Below are 20,849 nucleotides of genomic sequence, written 5' to 3' on the forward strand. Positions count from 1 at the left end.
CCTCCAGGCCGGGGAGCGGGGGGAAGATGGTGGGGGACTGTCCAGGCGTCGCGGGTGGCAGGGGCACCTGGCCGGTCAGCATCCGCAGGTATTGCTTCAGGCGGTCCAGCTCCGGACCCGCGCGCTGGACGGTGTCGAAGTAGCCGCCCTGCACGGCCAGCTCGACAATCTTCTGGCGCACCTGCGCGGTGATTTCCTGGGGCGATGCTTCGGACATGGCCTCTCCTTGGAGAGAAGCCATAGCGCGCCGGCGCGCGCACCGTCCAGGTCCCGAGGACGCGTCAGCGCGTCAGGTGTTTGAGGGTGAGGTAGACGAACTCCGCGCCGGGTTGGAGCGAGGCCACGGGCACGCGCTCGTTGGGGGCGTGCGCGGTGCGTGCGTCATCCGGGGTGAGGGCGAAGAGGTCGATGCCATAGGCGTGGATGCCGGCCCTGCGCAGCGTGGCGGACTCGGTGGTGCCGGTGGACTGGCGCGGGATGACCGGCGCCTTGGGCCACACCTTCGCGGCGGCGGCCTGCACCGCGCGGAACATCGCGTTGTCACCCACGGGCGACATGGGCGAGTCCGGCGGCGACACGTCCATCTCCACCTGGACGTCCTTGTCATTCACGGCGGCGACGATGCGCTCGCGCACGGCCTTCGCGTCCGCATCCGGCAACAGGCGGCAGTTGACGGTGGCCTCGGCGGTGGCGGGAATGACGTTGGAGCGCGTGCCCGCGTGGAAGACGGTGGGCACGCAGGTGGTGCGCAGCACGGCGCCCAGCGCGGGCTCCAGCCTCGCCACGGTGGACACCGCGTCCTCGGGCGGCGCGTCCGGTGCGGCGGCGATGCGGCGCAGCGCGTCCCCCAGCTCCCCCGGGGTGATGGGCGCGCGGCCCTGGATGTGGAGCCTCGCGGCGGGCGTCAGGTGGGCGGGGAAGGTGAGGGCCCCTACGCGGGCCACCGCCGCGGCCACGCGCACCAGCGGCCCCGCGTCCACGGGCGGCGCGGAAGAGTGGCCTCCAGGACCGGTGGCCTTGAGCGTCACGTTGCGCGAGACGCGTTCGGCGGCCTGGAGCGCGACGAAGCGCACCTGCTTGCGGTCCGGGGACAGCTCCGTGAGGCCTCCTTCGTTGAGCGCGAGCTCCGCCTCCTTCAGCTCCGGGCGGTGCTCCATCATCCAGTCCAGGCCCTGCCCCGAGCCCACCTCTTCATCCGCGCCCAGGTACAGGAGGATGTCGCGCGAGCGCGGGCCGCCGTCCTGCTTCAGCCGGCGCAGCGCGAGGATGCTCGCCGCCGCCATGCCCTTGTTGTCCTGCACGCCCCGGCCGTAGAGCAGGCCGTCCTTCTCGGTGAGCTTCCACGGGTCGGTGACCCACTCCGAGCGCACCGCGGGCACCGTGTCCAGGTGCGCGAGCACGAGGATGGGCTTCCCCTTCCCGGAGCCCTTCAGGCGCACCAGGAGGTTGCCGCGTCCGGGCGAGGGCTCGATGAGCTCCGAGTCGATGCCCGCCTCGCTCAACCAGCGCGCCGCCACCCGGGCCGCGGCCGTCTCGTTGCCGGGCGGGTTGGACGTGTCCGCGGCGATGAGCTCCGCGAGCAGGGTCCGCAGCTCATCCTTCGGCGCGGGACGGGGCGGTGCGGCATGGCTCGCGCCGGACGCGAGGAGGACGGACAGGACGAGGAAACGCATGGCGAGGGAGGCTCGCGCCTTGGGCCCCGGAAGGCAACGGATGCGGCGTTTGCCGGGAGTGCCGTGTTAAGGGAGGGGCCCTGGAGGAAGCCCTGCCCATGTCGTCGCCCCTGAGCTTTCGCACCGTGGAACTGCCGCTGCGCCACGCCTGGACCATTGCCCGGGGCACGAGCACGGTGAAGCGCAACGTGTTCGTGGAGGTGCGCTCGGGCGGACACGTGGGGTACGGCGAGGCCGCGCCCAACGTGCGCTACGGCGAGTCCTGGGAGTCGGTGGAGGCGGCGCTCCAGAAGCTGGCCCCGGTGCTGGAGGGGAGGGACCTGCGCTGCTTCCGCGACGTGTCGGAGGCGCTGGACGCGGCGCTGCCAGACAACCCCGCGGCGAAGGCAGCGGTGGACCTGGCGCTGCATGACCTGGCGGGCAAGGTGATGGGCGTGCCGCTGTACCGGATGCTGGGCGTGGACCCCGCGCGTCAGCCGGTGACGTCCATGTCCATTGGCATCGACGTGCCGGAGGTGCTGGCGGTGAAGGTGCGCGAGGCGGCGGACTTCCCGGTGCTCAAGGTGAAGCTGGGCTCCGGGAAGGACCGGGAGGTGTTCGGCACGGTGCGCGCGTTGACGTCGCAGACCATCCGCGTGGACGCGAACGAGGGCTGGAAGCCGGACGAGGCGCTGGCGCACATCCAGTGGCTCGCCACGCAGGGCGTGGAGCTGGTGGAGCAGCCGTTGCCGGCGGCGGATGTGGATGGGGCGAAGTGGTTGAAGGCGCGCTCGCCGCTGCCGCTGGTGGCGGATGAGTCGCTGACGAAGGCGTCGGACGTGCCGTCGCTGGCGGCGGGCTTCCACGGCATCAACGTGAAGTTGCAGAAGAGCGGTGGCATCCGCGAAGCGCTGCGCATCATCGAGACGGCGCGCGCGTGCGGCCTGAAGGTGATGCTGGGCTGCATGGTGGAGACGGGGCTGGGCATCGCGGCGGGTGCGCACCTGGCGCCGCTGGTCGACTGGGTGGACCTGGACGGCAACCTGCTGCTCGCGTCAGACCCGTACCGCGCGCATCCGGTGGTGGGGGGGCGCATCCAGCTGGGCGATGGACCGGGCCTGGGCGTGGAGCCTCGGGCGGCAACGTGACGCCGCCGCTCATCCAGGACCCGATGGCGGTGCTCGCCGTGCTGCTCGCGGTGCTGGCCGGGTTGTATGTGTTGCAGCGCCACCCCACGGTGGAGCGGTTCTTCAACGTCGTGCCGCTGCTGGTGTTCGCGTACTTCGTGCCCACGCTGCTGTCGAACACGGGCGTCATCCCCACGCAGTCGGAGTTGTATCGCTTCACGCGGGTGTACCTGCTGCCGGCGAGTCTGGTGTTGCTGGTGCTGTCCGTGGACCTGCCCGCCATCGCGAGGCTGGGGAAGAACGCGGTGGGCGTGTTCCTGGCGGGCACGCTGGGCATCATGGTGGGAGGGCCCATCGCGTACCTCGCGCTGGGCTGGCTGGTGCCCGCGGAGCTGGGGGACCAGGCGTGGAAGGGGCTCGCGGCGCTCAGTGGTTCGTGGATTGGAGGCAGCGCGAACTTCGTGGCCATTGGCCAGAGCGTGGGCGCGCTGGACAGCACGTTGAGCATGCTGGTGGTGGTGGACGTGGGGGTGTCCAACGTGTGGACGGCGGTGCTGCTGTCCTTCGCCGGGCGCGAGAAGGCGATGGACGCGCGCATTGGCGCGGACCGGGCGGCGCTGGACCGGGTGCGCGAGGAGTCCGCCCTGCTTCAAGCGGCGTCCGCGCGGCCCGCGAGCCTGTCGGATTTGCTGTCGATGCTGGCGGTGGCGTTCGGGGTGACGGTGGCGTGCACGGCGGTGGCGAAGGTGCTGCCGGACCTGGGCAGCGTGGTGACGGGCTTCACGTGGGTGGTGTTGCTGGTGACGACGGTGGGCGTGGTGTTGTCGTTCACGCCGGTGCGCAGGCTGGAGGGCGCGGGGGCGAGCCGCATGGGGTCGCTGTTCCTGTACCTGCTGGTGGCGACGATTGGCGCGCAGGCGGAGTTCCGGAGGTTGTGGGACGCGCCCGCGCTGGTGGCGGTGGGGGCGGTGTGGATGGCCATTCACGCGGCGGTGACGATGGGCGCGCGGCGGTGGCTCAAGGCGCCGGTGTTCTTCGCGGCGGTGGGTTCGCAGGCGAACGTGGGCGGCACGGCCTCCGCGTCCGTGGTGGCGGCGGCGTTCCATCCCGCGCTGGCGCCGGTGGGCGTGCTGCTCGCGGTGCTGGGGTATGTGCTGGGGACGTACTGTGGATTGGTGACGGCGCTGGTGTTGGAGCAGGTGTACCGGTTGAGCCACTGAGCGGGGCTGAAAGAGGGGTCGCGGATGCGGAGGGTGCTGCTGGGAGCGTGGCTGCTTGCGATGACCGCTTCGGCGGCGCCTCCCGATGCTGGGGTGCCTCCGGAGTCCTTGCGGTCGGTGGTGGATTCGCTGGCGCGTGAAGCGGCGCGGCTGTCGCCCGGGACGGACCTGGCGCTGGCGGTGACGGACCTGCGCACGGGAGAATCCGCGAGCTTCTCCGGAGCGACGCCGCACATCTCCGCCAGCTCCGCGAAGGTGTTCTGGGTGGCGGCGGCGCTGAAGCAGCGGGACCTGAAGCAGGTGGCGCCGCTCGCGGAGAAGGTGTTCCGCACCTCCGACAACGAGGCGTCCGGAGAGCTCATCGACCTGGTGGGCGGGCCGGATGCCATCAATGTCTATCTCCAGGGGCTGGGGATGAAGAACACCGCGCTGACGAAGTGGAACTACGGCGGGCAGCGCTGGGCGACGAACTCCCCGAAGGTGATGCAGAACGACAACTACTTCTGCGCGGACGACGCGGTGTCCTTCCTCGCGCGGTTGGACACGAAGGCGCTGTTGAAGCCGGGGCCCACCGCCCGGCTGCTGAAGTGGATGGAATTGACGCCCCGGCAGGGGTGTGGCGGTTGGCTGGGCACGCGGCTGCCTGCGCGTGCCCGTGCATCGCTCCAACACAAGGGCGGGTGGTTGCCGCCGGGATGCTGTTCGGATGACGCGCGCTACAACGTGCTCAATGAAATCGGGTTGGTGACGCTGCCGGACGGTGGACGGTACGCGGTGGCCATCCTCGCCTCGCGTGGGCCGGACTGGCCGAAGCAGGCCTTCGTCGTGGAGCGCGCGTCCTGCGTGCTCTACCGGCATCTGGCGAAGGACGCGGCGCTGGATTGCGGTGAGGCGTTGGCGAAGGCAGGGGGGCCGGCGCCGGTGGTGCTGGACGCGGGGGCACCCGCGCCGGACTACGACTGTTGATAATGGATGCCCTGTGCGTGCGCTACTCGACGTCCTTGGGGGCGGGGTGCGCGTGACGGACCGGGAGCGTTAATGCTGGCTGCGCGCAGCCTGTCCGCGCGCGAGGTGACCCCATGATGGACCCCCTGGCCTGGCGCAAGTTCGCGGAGCGACTTGGTACGCGGTATCCCTTCATCCAGGCGCCCATGGCGGGTGGGCTGTCGCCCCCGGACCTGGCCGTCGCGGTGACGGAGGCGGGAGGGCTGGGGTCCCTGGGAACGGCAGACGCACCGCCGGATGCCATCCGCGAGCAGGCGAAGGCGGTGCGTGCCCGGACGTCGCGCCCGTATGGCATCAACCTGTTCGCGCCCCGCGCTCCCGTCGAGCCGGGGGACCCTGGAGCGGTGCTGGGGTTGCTGGCGCGCTTCCATGCGGAGCTGGGGCTGCCCGCGCCCGAGGTGGCGGAGGCTCCGCTGCCGGACTTTTCGAAGCAGGTGGAGGCGGTGCTCGAAGCGGCGCCCAACGTGTTCAGCTTCACGTTCGGCATTCCGCCCGCGTCGGTGCTGGAGGCGATGCGGGCGCGCGGCATCCTCATCGTGGGCACGGCGACGAACGTGCGTGAGGCGCTGGCGCTGGAGGCCGCGGGCGTGGATGCGATTGTCGCGCAGGGCTCCGAGGCCGGTGGGCACCGGGGCTCCTTCGGAGGCCCGTTCGAGGCGGGGCTGGTGGGGACGCTGGCGTTGGTGCCCCAGGTGGTGGATGCGGTGCGGCTGCCGGTCATCGCCAGCGGCGGCATCATGGACGGGCGCGGTATCGCGGCGGCGCGGATGCTGGGCGCGGCGGGCGTGCAACTGGGCACGGCGTTCCTGCGCTCCCAGGAGTCCGGCACGGTGCCGGCCCACCGCGAGGTGTTGCGCGAGGCGAAGGATGAATCGTCACGCATCACCCGGGCGCTCACCGGCAGGCCCGCGCGAGCAATTCCCAATGAGCTCGTCACCACGTTGGAGGAGGCGGGAGCGTACCTGCCGTATCCCCAGCTTCACGGGGCCACGCGAGCACTGAAGGTCGCGGCCGCGCAGCGCGGGGACACGCGCTTCATGACGCTGTGGGCGGGGCAGGGCGTGGGGTTGTCGCGGGCGGGACCGGCGGCGGACCTGGTGCGGACCCTGATGGAGGAGACCGAGTCCGCGCTGGCGGCAGTTCGCGGGTGATGTGAAGCACCGCGCCGGTGCGTGGCGGCTACGACGTGGAGGGCGGGCCCACGCCCCGGCCCGCGAGGCGCTGGCGCAGCGCCACGAAGTACATGGAGCAGAAGGTCGCCACGAGCACGGCGAGCTCGTCCCAGTAGTCCAGCGGGTCTTCGTTCTCGTCGAGCAGGGACAGGCTGAGCAGGCACAGCACGACGTGGACGGCGAACACGGGCAGCGATGCCTGGCCCAGTGCTTCCAGTACGCGGGGGCGCAGCCAGCGGAACACACGCGGCGCGAGCCAGCTTGCGAGCAGGGCCACGGCGAGGAAGTTCACGAGCCGCAGTGGCGCGAGCGACCACTTGTCGAACAGCACCGCGGCGGCGCCCAGTTCGAAGTTGAAGATGCCGACCTGGTGGCGCACGAGCAGGAACCCGATGCTGACGACGAGCGCACCGGTGAGGAGCCGGCGGGACACGGGCTCGCGGTGTTCCGGCACGGTGGCGCGGCTGACGCCCAGCCACACGCCGAGCACCCAGAGGAACTGCCACGCGAACAGGTCGAACGCGCCCGACAGGTCGATGCTCAAGGGCGGCCACGGCAGCACGGGAATGGCGACGAGCAGGTCATACAGGGCGCGCTTGAGGCCTACCTGGGCCCAGACCCAGATGAGGGCGCTCAATCCCAGCACGCGGGACCAGCCCTCCTTGCGCGCGCCGAGCATCACCGCGGGCGTGAGGAGGAGCAGCACGACGTAGAGCGGAAGGATGTCGAGCAGCGGGGGACAGTAGAGGAGGAAGAGGCTGCTCCACAGGGCGGTGAACGGATCCTGGTGGAAGAACCCGAGCAGGTTGTGGATGGCGGGCCTGCGAGCTGCGACGCCGAGCGCCGCGATGATGGTGAACGCGAAGCAGAGCAGGGCGACGTGGTAGCCGTACACCTTGAGGGCGCGGCTCCAGAGGCTCTTCACCATGGCGATGGGGCTGGACGTGCCCAGCCTCTTCGCATGCACCACGCCGACGAGGAACGCGGAGAGGAAGACGAAGCCCTCGGCGGCGGAGACGAAGCCGAACGGCTGGTTGCTGAGGACGTTCAACCGGGTGGGCAGGTGCGTCAACGTCATCAGGACGAGGAGCACTCCGCGCAGGCTGTCGAATTCAGGGCGTCGTTGCATGGCGGCGTCGTGAGCGGTGGATGGGTCGCTAGGATTTGGAAGGCCGTGCCTCTTGGAGGAGCCCTTCACCCATGCCACATCCCCGCGCGCCGGGTAAACCTCTCAAGCCTCGCGGATCCGTTGTCACGGTACGCCTGACGCACGTTGCCCTTGTCCTGCTGGCGCTGCTTGGTGGGACGGGATGCGCGACGTCACGGAGCGTGAGGCTGGAGACAGGCCAGGGGGCGCCCATCACCCATGCACCCGACATGGAGGTCCGTCCCGCGAAGCTGGAGGAAGAGGCATTCGCGGCGGCGGTGAGAGCGCTGGCGCGCGACGCATCCGTTTCCGCGCCACCGAGGGAGACAGCCTATCGGTTGTTGGCGGCCTCCTTGCCGCCGCGTGCGTACTCCCACGTTCGAGGGCGCTTGGGTCTTGTCTCCGTGATGGAGCCGGAGAGGCGGCAGCTCCGGCTTCATGCGGAGCCAGAGGGTGGACTCGCGGCGGCCTACGGACGGTGGTGTCAGCGCAAGGCCCTGTCCGGAGACTGCCTCCACCTCCTGCAGGAAGGCCCCACGCTGGACGAGGTCGGCCGACGCACGCTGGCCTTCTCCATCGCGCTGGATTCGGTGTGGGACGAAACGGGCGAAGCGCTGCGGGGCATGGTCAGCCGGGAGGCGGTGATCGCCACGATCACAACGACAGCGACCCTGTACCTGGGGCTGTGGCTGATTCCCGAGCCGGCGGTGTCCAAGGGCATCGCTGCGACCCTGACCGCGGTGCTCATCGCGTATGCCGGCATCGACACCGTGGTGAGCCTCATCCGGGGATGGCTGGTGCTCGCGGATGCGGCGCGCGAGGCCACGACCTTCGAGGAACTACGGGACGCGGGGGAGCGGTACGGCGAGGTGATGGGGGTGAACGCCGCACGGGCCTTCGTGATGCTGGCCACGGCGGCGCTGGGCAGCACGGCGGAGACGATGGCCGCGAAGATTCCCACGCTGCCCGGTTCGGCGCAGGCTTCACTGGTGGGCGCGGCGCAGGGGGGCTTCCGGCTGGGGGCGGTCGCGCAGGTGGAGTCGGTCGCCGTATCGACGTCGGGTGTCATCTCCATCGCGCTGGCTCCGGGCGCGGTGGCGATGACGGTCCGTGGGCCGGTGGTGGATGCGGCGGGGCAGAAGCACCACATCGCGTCCGATAAGTTCAGCACCTCCACCGCGAACGGTGGGCCGTGGACGCCGCGCTATCAGAAGATCTTCAAGAAAGCGGATATGTCGCTGAGCGACCCTGCGAATCAGGTCGATGTTCCTGGTCACAAGGGCCCCCATCCTCGCCAGTACCACGAGAGGGTCCATGGTGCGCTTGAGCAGGCGACAGCGAACTGCGAGACCATCGTGCAATGTCGAGAATCGCTGACGCGGGCACTTCGCACGCTGGCGGATCAACTCGTGCAGAAGGGAAGCTTTCTCAACAAGCTGGTAACCCGTACGGAGTGAGTCCCGGAGTTCAATCCATGTCGCAGCAGTACTTCGACCTTTCTGACGATGTGTACCTGGAAGGACGCTGGGAGCTGGGGCACCCGCAGGATGCTCAGGGAACCGAACTCATGAACCCCTGGCAGTTCCGGATGGGCAAGCCGAGTTCCTGGCCGGAGCGTGTGCGCATCCCCGTTGAGATCCCGGGCACAGTGCTCGACTACTCCCACGCGCCCTTCAGCATTCCCGTCGTCCATGCCCGGGTGGCCTCCGTCTTCGCGCGGCTGGCCCCAGCGGACGTGCAGTTCTTCCCCGTGGACATCGAGGGCCAGGCGGATGAGTTCCTCATCATGAATGCCGTCCGCCGAGTGAACTGCATCGACGACGAAGCTTCAGAAGAAGTGCTCTACTGGAAGCCCAAGAACGGGCTCCCGGAGAAGGTCGGCACCTACTTCTCCGTGTGGGGCATGCGTCTGGACGCCCTCCGGATCGGAAGTCCCAAGGTGTTCCGGCCCTTGCATTGGGAGGTGTCCCTCATCATCTCCGAGGACATCAAGCTCGCCCTGGAGCAACTGGGCGCCACGGGGGTGAGGTTCAAGGACGTGTCACCGCTGCGCTGATCCGCACCCCCCCGGGCACCACGGCGCCTGTCCGCTCGGTCGCCTCTTCTCGGGGCGTCGGTTGCAATCAGGGCTGGCACGGCTACATTCAGGGTTCCATTTCGCGTTCGCAGCCCCGGGTCCCTGTCCAGATGACGGTTTCGCTCACAGCCTGCCAGCAGCGTGCTCCGCGCCGGATCTCCGTGCGCCGGACGCTGCCCGCGCATGGCCGAGCCACCGCCTGGCTTGTCTCCCACGCCTCCCGTCCCGTGTAGTTCGCGACGGTCGGCGTCCTCTCCACCCCTTCACCCGACGGCGCCTCCATGCGCTCCCTTTTCCCGGGAATGCGTGGGGCCGTCATTCCTTCTCACCGCCAGGAGGCACCACCATGGTCCACAACCATCCCCTCATCGTCACCGACACCGACCTCCAGCGCCTGGAGCGCGTCGTCGAACAGTACGGCAACGCGCGCAACGCGGAGCTCGTGGAGCAACTGGAGTCCGAGCTCGCCCGCGCCGTTGTCACGTCCTCCACCGCCATCCCCGCGAACGTCGTCACCATGAACAGCACCGTCGTCTTCGAGGACGAAGAGGGCGGCGGCAAGCGCGAGGTCACCCTCGTCTATCCCAAGGACGCCAACAGCGACGCGGGCCGCATCTCCATCCTCGCCCCCGTGGGCAGTGCGCTCATCGGTCTGTCCGTGGGCCAGACCGTGGAATGGCCGCTCCCCAATGGCCGCACCCGCCGCCTGCGCATCGTCGCCGTCCCCTACCAGCCCGAAGCCGCCGGCCACTTCGACCTGTGACGCACCCCGCCGGAACACGGCGCGCTCCTGACGCGTCAGCCGCCGTGTTCCGTGTGTCAGCCGCCATGGATTGACGCGTCAGCGCCCGGTGCTCCCTCCCGGCGCTCCCGCCATCCCCGCGTGATTCCTTCCCGTTGTCTTCTTGACAGCGCTGGCCCCAAGCGTGCATCCGCCAACGCACCCCTCGCCCCGCGAAGGGTCGCGGACGTCCCTACGCCCGTGAGTCGATGTGGAGGAACGCTTTGTTCGCACGAAGGCATCACCTTGGGTTCGGAGGACTGGCCGTCCTCTGCGCCTTCAGCGCCCAGGCCCAGAGCAGCACCATTCCAGGCATCGAACTGGAGCGCCTGCAGCTCAACCCCGGCGCACGCGACAGCCTCGTGCTGTCCACCGGTGACCTGCTCCCCGCCGGGCAGTTCCGCGTGGGACTCACCGCGCACTACGAGAACAAGCCGCTCGTCCTGCTGGAGAACGACGAAGAGCAGAGCGTCATCATCTCCAACCGCGTGACGGCGCACGTGAGCGCGGCCTACGCCCTCACGAACTGGCTCGAGGTGGGCGCCCAGGTGCCCATCGTGTCCCAGTGGGGCCCGGAGACGACCGCGGTGGGTGTGAACACCCCGACCACCAGCGCGCTCGGCACCCCCTGGCTCCAGGCCCGCGCCGGCTTCCTCTCCGAGGACCGGGGTGGCCCCATCGACCTCGGCCTGCACCTGGGCGCGGCGCTGCCCCTGGGCAGCAAGTCCGCCCTGACGCGCGACGAGGGCTTCACCTTCTCCCCGCGTCTGGGATTGGGCAAGCGGCTGGCGAACACCTTCCGCGTGGGCGCCGACGTGGGCGCGCTCGTGCGCACCAAGACGTATGCCCTGTCCCCCGACTCCAACCCCGTGCGCGACGAGATGGGCGTGGAGATGAACGGCGGCGTCAACCTGTCCGCGGGCCTCTTCGGCCTGCGCGAGGAAGTGCTCGTGCGCGGCACGCTGCCCGTGCAGGACTCGCCCAGCTCCCTGGAAGTCCTCCTGGGCCTGCGCGTGCCCACCGCCGACGGCACCGAGGTGTACCTCATGGGCGGCCCGGGCTTTGGCCAGACGCCGGGCACGCCGCGCTTCCGCGTGCTCGCGGGCGTCTCCTTCGGCACGCCCCCCGCGCCCGCCGGCCCCGTCTGTATCGCGGGACAACCCCACGTGGCCTCCGAGTGTCCCGACCTGGACGCGGATGGCGACGGCGTGAAGAACCGCGAGGACCGCTGCCCCACCACCCCCGGCCTCGCCGAGCTCCAGGGCTGCCCGGATGGCGACGACGACAAGGACGGCATCCTGAACCTGGCGGACAAGTGCCCCACCCAGGCGGAGAACAAGAACGGCTTCCAGGACGAGGACGGCTGCCCGGATGACCCCGACACCGACGGGGACGGCATCGTCGATTCGAAGGACGCCTGCCCGCGCGAGCCGGAGACCGTGAACGGCTACAAGGACCAGGACGGCTGCCCGGATGTGGAGCCCGACCGCGACGGTGACAAGGTCGTGGACCGGCTGGACAACTGCCCGGACGAGCCCGGCACCGAGGCCAACGGCGGCTGCAAGGAAGTGCCGCTTGCCCGCATCGACTCGGGCCGCATCTCCATCATGGAGGCCGTCTTCTTCGAGAACAACCAGGCCGTCATCCAGAAGCGCAGCAACCCGGTGCTCGACAAGGTGGCCGCCATCCTCGTCTCCCACCCGGAGATCGCGAAGATTCGCGTGGAAGGCCACACCGACAACAAGGGCAAGGCCGAGTACAACCTGGACCTGTCCCAGCGCCGCGCCGAAGCGGTGGTGGACTACCTGGTGGCCAAGGGCGTGGAGCGCGGGCGGCTGGAAGCCCAGGGCTTCGGTCCCAACCAGCCCATCGCGGACAACGCCAAGGCGGACGGCCGCGCGAAGAACCGTCGCGTCGAGTTCAAGATCGTCGGAGAGGCCGAGGGCGTGCAGACGACGCCGGCCTCCTCCTCCCCCTCTCCGGAACCCCTTCAGAAGTAAGGCAGACCTTTCATGTTCATGAACGTCATGGAGTCCCTCTTCCGGGGACAGGCGTCACGCACGGTCGCGCGAGCGGGCTTCACCGCCGCGACCCTCAGTGCCCTGTTCCTCCTCATCGGCTGTGAGTCGGGTGACTCGCGGCCCCCCACGTCCGCGTCCGTCCTCACGAGCCAGCAGTCCTCGGCGCTCGTGGGCGACGGCCGGCTCCAGCCCGGCGAGCAGTGTGACGACGGCAACACCGTGAGCGGGGATGGCTGTTCCGCCTCCGGCACCGTGGAGGCCGGCTACCTGTGCAACGTGCCCGGCAATGCCTGTTCGCTCCTGAGCCTGTGCGGCAACAACGTCACCAACACGGGCGAGCTGTGCGACGACGGCGACACGGTGGGCGGCGGCAACGGCTGTTCGTCCACGTGTGATTTGTCCCTGTGTGGCAACGGCGTCTTCAACAACCAGCCGTACCCGTCCTTCGCGCAGGAGATCTGCGACGACGGCAACCGCTTCGAGGGCGACGGGTGCAGCCGGCAGTGCGAGGTGGAGCCCGGCTTCGCCTGCGCGGGCAGCCCCAGCCGCTGCGTGGGCGCGGGTGTCGCCATCTTCAACACCGGCGTGGACAACCAGAACCGCCGCCTGGAAGGCACCGTGGCGGATCCGCACTGGTTCTACGCGGGCACCACCACGGGCGCGACCACCGGCGTGCGCAACGCCACCGACTGGCCCCTGGAGATGCAGTCCGCGCGCTTCATGGCGCCCCTGGGCGGGCAGACGTGCGTCTACCAGGACTTCCTGGTCCCCTCGACGACGATCATCTCCCAGTTCCGGCTGCGCCTGGCCACCTTCAATGACAACCAGTTCGACAGCGCGAAGGTGAACGGCGTGGCGGTGTTCCCCATCACCGTGAGCGAGCCGGCCGGCCAGCCGTGGCAGAAGAACATCTTCCGCGAGTTCGGCACCAGCGCGCCCTGGCACGCGGGCGTCAACCGCATCGAGCTGTGCAACGAGAACGCGGCCTCGCCCCCGAACGCCTTCCGCTACCTGTTCGTGGATGCGTATGACGACCGCTGCGGCGACGGCGCCATCTCCCTGCGCGAGGAGTGCGACGACGGCAACGCCACCAACAGCGACGGTTGCAGCGCGAGCTGCGGCATCGAGCCCGGCTACGGCTGCACGGGAGCGCCCAGCTCCTGCGCCAAGACGTGCGGCAATGGCGCCCTCAATGCCGGCGAGCAGTGCGATGACGGCAACACCACCGCGAACGACGGCTGCAACGCGAGCTGCCGCGTCGAAGCGGGCTACGCCTGCCCCACCCCGGGCAGCGCCTGCGTGGCGTCCTGCGGTGATGGCACCATCAACGCCGGCGAGCAGTGCGACGACGGCAACGCGTTCGGTTCGGATGGTTGCTCCTCCGCGTGCCGCATCGAGACGGGCTACTCCTGCTCCGGTGCGCCGTCCGCCTGCGCCCCGCTGTGCGGCAACGGCCTGCTGAACCCCGGCGAGCTGTGCGACGACGGCAACACGTCCCTGGGCGATGGCTGCTCCAACGCCTGCACCCTGGAGCTGGGCTACGCCTGCGCCACGCCGGGTCAGCCCTGCGCCAAGACGTGCGGCAACGGCAACGTGAACCCGGGCGAGCAGTGCGACGACGGCAACCTGACGTCCTCCGACGGCTGCTCCACCGAGTGCCGCGTGGAGCGGGGCTATGCCTGCACCACGCCGGGGGCGGGCCCCTCCGTGTGCGCCTTCACCTGTGGCAACGGTGCGCTGGAGACGGGCGAGGTGTGTGACGATGCCCAGACGCAGTCCGGCGACGGCTGCTCGAATGGCTGCCGCGTCGAGCCGGGCTGGAGCTGCTCGGGGACTCCGAGCGTCTGCAACACCCTCTGCGGTGATGGCCAGACGGCGGGCGCCGAGGCGTGCGACGACGGCAACTTCAACGCGGGCGACGGCTGCAACGCGTCCTGCCAGGTGGAGGCGGGCTGGAGCTGCCCCGCGCCCGGCAACGCGTGCTTCAACACCTGCGGCAATGGCGTCATCAATGCCGGCGAGCAGTGCGACGACGGCAACGCGACGTCGGGCGACGGCTGCAACGGCATCTGCGTCGTGGAGTCCGGTTACGCGTGCAACGGCGCTCCCAGCCTCTGTGGCACCACGTGCGGCGACGGTGTCCGCGCGGGCGCCGAGGTGTGTGACGACGGCAACCTCACGGCGGGCGACACGTGCTCGCCGCGCTGCCTGCTGGAGATTGGCCAGGCCTGCACCGCCTCCAATGTCTGTGAAGGGGTCTGCGACCCCGTGTCCCAGACGTGCGCGGCCGCCAACGTGTGCGGCAACGGCATCAAGGACGCGGCGGAGGCGTGCGACGACGGCAACCTCACGGCGGGCGACGGCTGCTCGGCCACGTGCACCGTGGAAGAGGGCCATGAGCCCGCGCCCTCGGCCCCCGTCATCACCGGCCCCGCGTCCGGCACCACCGTGAACACCTCCACCCCCGCCATCACCGGCACCGGCCAGCCCGGCAGCCAGGTGACGGTGCGCGAAGGCGGCACGGTGCTCTGCACCGCCACCGTCGATGCCGCCGGGGCCTGGAGCTGCGTGCCCACCACCCCGCTGGCGGACGGCCCGCACGCGGTGACGGCCACGGCCGAGACGCCCAAGGGTGGCACCAGCCCCGTGTCCAACACCGTGCCCTTCGTCGTGGACACCCAGGTGGACACCGAGGCTCCCGACACCGTCATCGTGAAGGGCCCGCCCGCGAGCGGCTCCTCCCGGACGGCGGACTTCGAGTACGGCCCCGACGAGGAGGACATCACGTTCGAGTGCAGCCTGGACGGAGGCCCCTTCGTCCCGTGCAGGGACCGGTACACCGTGCCCCCCGGGGAGCACACCCTGCGGGTGCGCGCGGTGGACGACGCGGGCAACGCGGACACCTCGCCCGCGGAGCACACCTGGACCGTCACGAACACGCGCGCCTTCGCGGGCGGCGGGTGCAGCGCCGCGCCCGACGCCTCCTGGCTCGCCCTGCTGGGCCTGATGGGACTGCCCGGCCTGCGCCGCAGGCAGCGCCGCCCGGCCGCATGAGGTCCCGGTAACGTCCACGGAGGCTCTCCGGAGCCTCCATGGCGTTCGTGGAGGCCGCCGGAAGGGGGCCGGATGTCCCCTTCGGGGGGTGCCCCCTCGCCCCCCTTCCATCCGCGCCCTTCCGGCGGCGCTCCCGCATCGTCTGGCCTTCCCCGTATGCTCCGTCCGTGCACGGGGCAGGCCGCCATCAGGAGTTGTACGAGGAAGAGGTCCTCCTCGCGCTGGACGAAGGGTTGCTGTCCTCCGAGGAGGCGGCGGCCCTGCGCGAGGATGCCCTCCGCCTGCACCGCGGGCCCCTGGAGCTGCTGAAGGAACGGGGCCGGCTGACGGAGAACACCCTGGACCTCTTGCGCAAGGACCTGGCCCGCGAGCGCACGGACCGGGGTGGCGCTCCCATCCAGGAGGCCCCCACGCTGTCGACCGCGCCCCCGGCGGCGACGGACGCGGACGGCGCCCCCGCCTTCCCGGTGCCCGGGTGGGACCGGTACGAACCGGTGCGCTTCCTGGGGCAGGGCGGCATGGGGCAGGTGTTCCTGGCCTACGACCCGCTCCTGCGCCGCAACGTGGCCCTCAAGTTCGTGCGGGACGGGGACCCGGAGCTGGCCCGCCGCTTCCTGTCCGAGGCCCGCGCCCAGGCCCGCGTGCGCCATGAGCGCGTGTGCGAGGTCTACGAGGTGGGCGAGGTGCGGGGGCAGGCCTTCATCGCCATGCGCTACGTGGAGGGGCCGTCGCTGGGACACCTCTCCAACACGCTGACGTTGGAGCAGCGGGTGCTGGTGCTGGCCCAGGCCGCCGAGGGCGTGCACGCGGCGCACCGCGCGGGGCTGGTCCACCGCGACCTGAAGCCCGGCAACATCCTGGTGGAGCGCACGGAGGACGGAGGCTTCAACCCGTTCGTGATGGACTTCGGCCTGGCGCGCGACTGGCGCGAGGAGGGCCACCAGGCCAACGCGGTGCTGGGCACGCCGCACTACATGCCGCCCGAGCAGGCCCGGGGCGAGGGCCACCGGTTGGACCGCCGCGCGGACGTCTACGCCCTGGGCGGCACGCTGTACGCGCTGCTCACCGGGCGGCCGCCCTTCACCGGCGATACCGAGGCGGAGGTGCTCACGCGGTTGCAGCGGGAGGCGCCGCTCGCGCCGCGTGCCCTGGACGTGAACATCCCGGAGGACCTGGAGGCCATCGTCCTCAAGTGCCTGGAGAAGGAGCGGCCCCTCCGCTACGACTCCGTGCGCTCGCTCATCGACGACCTGCAGCGCTTCCTCTCCGGGGAGCCGGTGCGGGCCCGACATGGCGCGCGCTACTGGCTGCGCAAGAAGGTCCGCAAGCACCGCGCGGCGCTGATGCTGGGCACCGGCGTGGTGGTGGTGGTGGCCGGGGCGCTGGGGCAGGCGGCCCTCGTGCGCGGCGAGGTGGCCGAGCGCGAGCGGCTGGCCCGCGCCTTCACCGAACGCGTGGAGCGCATCGAGTCCGCGGTGCGCTACTCCGCCCTGTCGCGCCTGCATGACACGCGCGAGGACCGCCAGGCGCTGCGCGCGAGCATGGTCGCGCTGGAGGCCGACGTGCGCCGCGCGGGAGCGCAGGCGGGCGGGGCCGGGCAGTACGCCCTGGGCCGCGCGCTGTTCGCGCTGGACGACCTGGACGGGGCCCGCGAGAAGCTGGAGGCCGCGTGGGCGAACGGCTACCGCGAGCCCCGCGTGGCGTGGGCGCTGGCGCAGGTGCTGGGCCACCTCTACCGCGACCAGTTGCTGTTGGACGTGGAGCGCCGCGCGCCCGAGCAGCGGGAGGCGCGCCGCAGGGAGCTGACCCGGCGCTACCGCGACCCGGCGCTCGCGTACCTGCGACAGGCGGAAGGGCCGGATGTCCCCGCGCCGCCCGAGTTCGTGAAGGCCCTGTTCGCCTTCTACGAGGACCGCCCGGACGAGGCCCTGTCCCTGCTGGCCACGCCCGGCATGCAGCTGCCGTGGTTCTACGAGGCGCCCCTCCTGCGCGGCGACATCCTGCTCGCGCGCGCCATGCAGCGCTGGAACGGGGGCGACCGCGCGGGCTCCCAGGCGGACCTGGCGCTGAGCCGCGAGGCGTACGCCGCCGCCGTCGCCACCGCGGAGAGCCAGCCCGGCGTGCACGCGGTGCTGGGGCGGCTGGAGCTGGCCGCGATGGTGATGGAGCTGTACGCCGAGGGGAACGTGCTGCCGCACTACGAGCGCGGACTCAAGGCGCTGTCGCGCGCGCTCGTCGCCGCGCCGGACCATGCGCGGGCGCTGGTGCTGGTGGCGCGCTTCCACCGCCGGCTCGCGGAGCAGCGCACGAACCAGGGAGGGGAGGGCGTGGAGGCCCTGCTGGAGCAGTCCCTGGCGGCGCTGCGCACCGCGGAGGCCGTCGCGCCGCCGAGCGCCCGCATCCCGCTGGAGCTGGCCCTCACGCACCGGCTGTGGGCGCGCTACCAGCAGCTGCACGGGGTGGATCCGCGCGAGCAGCTCCGCCGGGCGACGGCCGCCTTCGAGCGCCTGCGTCCCGAGGACCGGGACTACGCCTTCCACGCGAACCTGGGCCTGACGTGGCAGGGGCAGGCGGACGCGGAGGACGCGCGCGGCGGGGACGCGCTGCCCTTCCAGACGAAGGCCATCGACGCGTACCTGGAGGCCCTGCGGCTGAGCGAGCAGGAGCCCTACACGTGGATCAACCTGGGGGTCGCCTACCGCAAGCGCGCCAACGCGGCGAACGCGCCCGACGCGGCGGGGGACCTGCGCAAGGCGAACAACGCGCTCACCCGGGCGCTGTCCCTCAACCCGGACAACTTCAGCGCGTGCTTCAACGGCGCGGAGGTGGCCGAGCAGCTCGCGCGCTTCCACTACCTCAAGGGCGAGGACGTGAGCGTGGACCTGGAGCGGGCCCTGTCGCTGTACCGGCAGGGCTTGAGCCTCAACGCGAAGCAGCCCGCGCTGCACAACGCGTTGGGCTCGGCGGTGTTCTGGCAGGGGGAGCTGCTCGCGGAGGAAGGCGGCGACCCGGAGGCCCTGCTCGCGCAGGCGCGCGCGTCCTTCGAACAGGCGCGGACGCTGGCGCCCACGCAGGGCTTCGCCTTCAACAACCTGGGCGAGTGGGAAGTATTTCGCGCCGAGGGCCAGCTCGCGAAGGGCCAGGACCCCACGGTCGCGCTGCGCGCCGCGGTGGGGCACTACTCGGCCGCGCTCGAGCGGCTGCCGGACGACGCGGATTTCCTGGCGAACCTGGGCAAGGCGTGGGTGCACCAGGCGACGTGGGCGCTGTCCCGTGAGAAGGACCCGGCGCCGGAGCTTGTGCGGGCCGAGGCGGCGTTGAACCGGGCGCGCGAACTCAACCCGCGCCTGGGCAATGCGTGGCGCTACCTCGCGGAGGCGGTGGGCGTCCGGGCCCGCTGGACGGCGCACGGCCATGGCGCGGCGGACGGCGGCTTCACGCGCGCGGCGCAGGCCTTCGAGGAGGCCCTGAAGCGGGACCCACGGCTGGAGTACCGGCTGGCGGCGGCGGACCTCCACGGAGCGTGGGCCGCATGGCGGCTGCGTGAAGGACAGGACGCGGCGGCCGGGCTGACGCGCGGGCTGGAACTGGCCGACGCGGTGGTCGCGGCCCGTCCCCGGTGGGTACGGGCCCGCGAGGTGCGAGAGGAACTGCTGCGCCTTCGCGCCGGACCTGGCGCCCCGGTGAAGGCGCACGAGACCGAGTGATGCAGGAACCGACGCGGCTTCGCGCCAGACCGCGCGCTCCGGTGCAGGAGCGCGCGGCCGAGTACCGTGGGCCCTGACGGGCCCGCGACCTGCTTTCCGTCACACTTCCGGCGGGTCGCTCGTCACGTCGATGCCGCCGTTCTTCCGGTCATCCTCCTGCGGTCCGACCTTCCGGTCCTTCGCTTCGTCGGGGATGTTGACCTCGAAGCCGTAGATGCCCTTCGGCGCCGTGGCGGAGACGGTCAGAGGCGCCGTCGCCATGGTGGGGCCTCCCAGCGTGTACGGGCCGGACGTGGTGAGGCAGGTGCCGTTGGGGAACGACACCGTGGCGCTGGCGATGGTGGCGGAGGCGGCGCCCAGCGTGAAGATCACGTGGTCACCATGTTTCACCTCCGGTCCAGGGAGGTAGGTGACGGGGGTGGTGGCGATGTCGATGTAGATGGTGTTGGCCATAGGTCCTCACTGCAATGCAGCGCCCGTACCAGCGTGCGGGCTCGTGTGTACACCCTCGGAAGTATCACTGGCGGGTCGCGGCCCAAGGGCACCCGGACGCGTCAGTGACACATTGAAACAAGGCTGACGTGTCAGCTCAGGTCCCTTCCAGCCCCAGCTCGCGCACCCGGCGCTGGAGCGCGCGGCGGGAGACCTCCAGCTTCTGCACCATGCGGTCCAGGTCGCCCTCGCATTCGTGGAAGCAGCGGGTGATCTCCTCCGGACTCAAGTCGCGAGCGGTGCGCAGCAAGGAGCTCTTGTCGATGAGCACGTACACGGAGGAGCGCGGGATGCCCAGCCAGTCCGCGGTGGCCTTCAGGTCCCACGCGCAGGCGCGCAGGGCCTCCAGCACCTCCTGCTCGCTCACGTCCGCGGGCTTGCGGCGCGCGGGCGTGCGGTGCCCCGCGGGGGTGTTCTCGGTGGCGGAGGACGGCGCCTCCACGGACAGGGGCTGTCCGGGGATGGGGAGCGCGTCGGTGTCCAGCGTCTGCTCCATCCGGGCGTCCACGCGCAGCCCGGGCAGACCCCGGCTGCCGATGACGAGCTGCCGGGCGACGTTGCGAAGCTGCCGCACGTTGCCGGGCCACGCGGAGCGCGCCAGCCGCACGGCCAGGGATGCGGGCAGCCACGGCTCGGCTCTCGCGTCCGCGGACATCAGGCGCTCGGCCTCGCCGGTGGTCTCCAGCTCCTGGCGGGCGAAGTGGAGGAACAGGGGCGTGATGTCCTCGCGGCGCTCGCGCAGGGGCGGAACGACGATTTCAAAGCCCGCCAGCCGGTGCAGCAGCGGGGCCTTGAAGCGGCCGTCGTGGATGCGCGCCTCCAGGTCCGCGTCGGTGGCGGTGACGAGCCGCACGTCGACGCGCACGGGCGTCTGGCCACCCACGGGGTAGACCTCGCCCGTCTCCAGCACGCGCAGGAGCGCCGCCTGGACCTCCGGGGGCGCTTCGGCCACTTCATCCAGGAACAGGGTGCCGCCGTGCGCGGCGCGGAAGAAGCCGTCGCGGTCGCGCGTGGCGCCGGTGAACGCGCCCCGCAGCGTGCCGAACAGCTCCGCGGCGATGAGGTCCCGCGACAGGGCGCCCAGGTTGACGCTGACGAAGGGGCCGGCGCGGCGGAGGCCCTGCGCGTGGAGTGCCCGCGCCACCAACTCCTTGCCCGTGCCCGTCTCGCCCCGGATGAGCACCGGCACCTGGAGGTCCGCGACGCGCAGCACGTCCTCGCGCACCCGCACGATGCCCTCGCTGTCGCCCACCATGCCCAGCCCCGCCAGGTCCGCCGGGTTCGCGGGCCGGGGCGCCCCGGACGCACGCACGGTGGCCCGGTGCAGCAGCAGCGCCACGCGCCCGGCGAGCACCAGCGGCACACCCGCCACCAGCGCGTCGGCCGGAAACTCC

The 20,849-nt window shown here is 71.2% G+C and carries 14 protein-coding genes and 1 pseudogene; 10 read left to right on the plus strand and 5 right to left on the minus strand.

Going from position 1 to position 20,849, the window contains the following annotated elements; genetic code table 11:
- Nucleotides 1-217, minus strand: a pseudogene (locus tag D7X74_RS24085) (aspartyl/asparaginyl beta-hydroxylase domain-containing protein); the annotation flags it as partial.
- A 64-nt stretch (nt 218-281) separates the two neighbouring features.
- Entirely contained in the window at nt 282-1,673 is a 1,392-nt protein-coding gene (locus tag D7X74_RS24090) for a M20/M25/M40 family metallo-hydrolase (RefSeq protein ID WP_120535344.1), read from the minus strand.
- 98 nt (nt 1,674-1,771) lie between these two features.
- Between D7X74_RS24090 and D7X74_RS24095 the strand changes: the two genes are divergently transcribed.
- From D7X74_RS24095 to D7X74_RS24110, 4 genes are all read left to right on the plus strand, one after another.
- Nucleotides 1,772-2,800 carry a dipeptide epimerase gene (locus D7X74_RS24095; RefSeq protein WP_120535345.1) on the plus strand — a complete coding sequence of 343 codons (1,029 nt, stop codon included), beginning with the start codon at nt 1,772-1,774 and terminating at the stop codon, nt 2,798-2,800.
- Nucleotides 2,797-3,999: a DUF819 domain-containing protein gene (locus tag D7X74_RS24100; protein WP_233602221.1), complete on the plus strand. Its 1,203-nt coding sequence runs from the start codon at nt 2,797-2,799 to the stop codon at nt 3,997-3,999. Before D7X74_RS24095 ends, D7X74_RS24100 begins: the two co-directional genes overlap by 4 nt.
- Before the next feature lie 24 nt (nt 4,000-4,023).
- Entirely contained in the window at nt 4,024-4,965 is a 942-nt protein-coding gene (locus D7X74_RS24105; protein WP_120535346.1) for a serine hydrolase, read from the plus strand.
- A gap of 113 nt (nt 4,966-5,078) precedes the next feature.
- Complete coding sequence (locus D7X74_RS24110) at nt 5,079-6,155, plus strand: nitronate monooxygenase family protein (protein ID WP_120535347.1); 1,077 nt, start codon at nt 5,079-5,081, stop codon at nt 6,153-6,155.
- Between the two features lie 28 nt (nt 6,156-6,183).
- Here the strand turns inward: D7X74_RS24110 and D7X74_RS24115 are convergent, their stop codons facing one another.
- Nucleotides 6,184-7,305, minus strand: coding sequence for an OpgC family protein (locus D7X74_RS24115; protein WP_120535348.1), 1,122 nt, complete (start codon nt 7,303-7,305; stop codon nt 6,184-6,186).
- Nucleotides 7,306-7,712: 407 nt separating this feature from the next.
- On the opposite strand from D7X74_RS24115, the gene D7X74_RS24120 reads away from it, so the two are divergent.
- From D7X74_RS24120 to D7X74_RS24145, 6 genes are all read left to right on the plus strand, one after another.
- On the plus strand, nt 7,713-8,780 hold the full coding sequence (locus D7X74_RS24120; protein ID WP_370450801.1) for an AHH domain-containing protein: 1,068 nt from the start codon (nt 7,713-7,715) through the stop codon (nt 8,778-8,780).
- Nucleotides 8,781-8,797: 17 nt separating this feature from the next.
- Complete coding sequence (locus D7X74_RS24125) at nt 8,798-9,379, plus strand: imm11 family protein (protein ID WP_120535350.1); 582 nt, start codon at nt 8,798-8,800, stop codon at nt 9,377-9,379.
- 367 nt (nt 9,380-9,746) lie between these two features.
- Nucleotides 9,747-10,163, plus strand: coding sequence for a nucleoside diphosphate kinase regulator (gene rnk / locus D7X74_RS24130; RefSeq protein ID WP_120535351.1), 417 nt, complete (start codon nt 9,747-9,749; stop codon nt 10,161-10,163).
- 227 nt (nt 10,164-10,390) lie between these two features.
- Nucleotides 10,391-12,181 (plus strand): OmpA family protein, encoded by a 1,791-nt coding sequence (locus tag D7X74_RS45085; RefSeq protein WP_120535352.1) that lies wholly within the window; start codon nt 10,391-10,393, stop codon nt 12,179-12,181.
- A 12-nt stretch (nt 12,182-12,193) separates the two neighbouring features.
- Complete coding sequence (locus tag D7X74_RS24140; protein ID WP_120535353.1) at nt 12,194-15,256, plus strand: DUF4215 domain-containing protein; 3,063 nt, start codon at nt 12,194-12,196, stop codon at nt 15,254-15,256.
- Nucleotides 15,257-15,423: 167 nt separating this feature from the next.
- Entirely contained in the window at nt 15,424-18,963 is a 3,540-nt protein-coding gene (locus D7X74_RS24145) for a serine/threonine-protein kinase (RefSeq protein ID WP_120535356.1), read from the plus strand.
- 99 nt (nt 18,964-19,062) lie between these two features.
- Here the strand turns inward: D7X74_RS24145 and D7X74_RS24150 are convergent, their stop codons facing one another.
- Nucleotides 19,063-19,416: a hypothetical protein gene (locus D7X74_RS24150; RefSeq protein ID WP_120535354.1), complete on the minus strand. Its 354-nt coding sequence runs from the start codon at nt 19,414-19,416 to the stop codon at nt 19,063-19,065.
- Between the two features lie 136 nt (nt 19,417-19,552).
- Nucleotides 19,553-20,849: sigma 54-interacting transcriptional regulator (locus tag D7X74_RS24155; RefSeq protein WP_147446664.1), on the minus strand; the 1,297-nt coding region annotated here is incomplete at its 5' end.

The sequence above is a fragment of the Corallococcus sp. CA047B genome (genome assembly GCF_003612065.1).
GTDB classification, from domain to species: Bacteria; Myxococcota; Myxococcia; order Myxococcales; family Myxococcaceae; genus Corallococcus; species Corallococcus praedator.